This window comes from bacterium (assembly GCA_040757115.1).
GTDB lineage: Bacteria > UBA9089 > CG2-30-40-21 > CG2-30-40-21 > SBAY01 > JBFLXS01.
Map to the genome: position 1 here is coordinate 1 of JBFLYA010000447.1, position 1,282 is coordinate 1,282.

At 35.2% G+C, this 1,282-nt stretch carries 2 protein-coding genes; both read left to right on the forward strand.

What is annotated here, in order from left to right; genetic code table 11:
* The coding region (locus AB1422_19540) for a hypothetical protein (GenBank protein ID MEW6621495.1) at window positions 1-285 on the forward strand (285 nt) is incomplete at its 5' end.
* Between the two features lie 34 nt (window positions 286-319).
* Window positions 320-1,282: HAMP domain-containing protein (locus AB1422_19545; GenBank protein ID MEW6621496.1), on the forward strand; the 963-nt coding region annotated here is incomplete at its 3' end.

Consider the following 1,282-nt stretch of genomic DNA (forward strand, 5'->3'; position numbering starts at 1 on the left):
TTTAACTCAATACAGGAAGAAGGAAAAACACAATCACCGGTTATATTGAAAAACTGGTTTCGGATGGCTTATGCCAATTATTTACTACTTTCTTCTACATTAAAAGAAAATAAGGAAACCTTTATTGCGGACAGGGAACTCAAAAGGTTGTTTAGTACCACTTATGGCTATTTAGGAACTGAATCGCCTTATGGTGAAATGATTCCGCCAAATCTAAAATTATTTAAAGAGAATGCGAATAAAATTAGCGAAGGGATAAGTAAGATTTATCCAGAAATTAGATAGAAAATAGAGTTAGCGGAAGATAAGGAAAGTTAAAATGAAAATAAAACACATCCGAACTAAATTAATCTCTTTTATTATCCTGTTAATAGTTGTTTTGACGACTATCAACAACTGGTATTTTCTTTCAAGTTACTCAAAATTGTTATATGATGAATTGAAGAAGAGAGGAATAGAGATTGCCAATAATCTTGCCTATACCAGCCGCGAAGGAATTTTGACTGGCAACCTTTTTAGTGAGCTAACACCATTGGTAGAATCTGTGAAGATAGAGCCGGATGTTGCCTTTGTAACCATAGTGAATAAAACTGGTTTGGTATTAGCTCATAGCAACCCCAAAGAAATAGGGAAAGTTTATGAAGATGAATTGACTAAAAAAGCCCTTTTATTTAAAAATCTTATTGAGATACAAAAAAACAAACAGATAATTATATTTGGGAGCAAGGTTAGAGTAATTGGGGAAGGTATCTTAGAAAAGACGCAAGAGTTGGAAGGTAAAAAACCAGAAACAATTGGTGCGGTGATAATCGGTGTTTCATTAAAAAATCTCCATCTCAAAATGAACCACATCTTTACGATAAACCTGATAATAACAGTGGGAATGGCAATATTGGGGGTTATTTTCACCTTTCTGTTTTCTACCAGTATTACCAAACCTATCAGGTCACTAACTGAAGTTGCTCATGCCATTAGCCAGGGGGAGATATGGAGACGGGCAAATGTTAAAACCGCAGATGAAGTTGGTGAATTGGCAAATTCTTTTAACCAGATGACCACAGATTTGATAAACTCAAGAGAGGAAGTTCAAAAGGCAAAAGAACACCTGGAAGAACGGGTGGAGGAGGCAACAAAAGAGATTAAAAAAACTAATCTGGACCTCACCACAAGATCAAAAGAGTTGGAAAAGGTAAATCTTGAACTTGACAGGTTCACCTACACCGTTTCACATGACCTTAAAGAACCATTAAGAAGCATTGAGACCTTTACTAATTTTCTATTA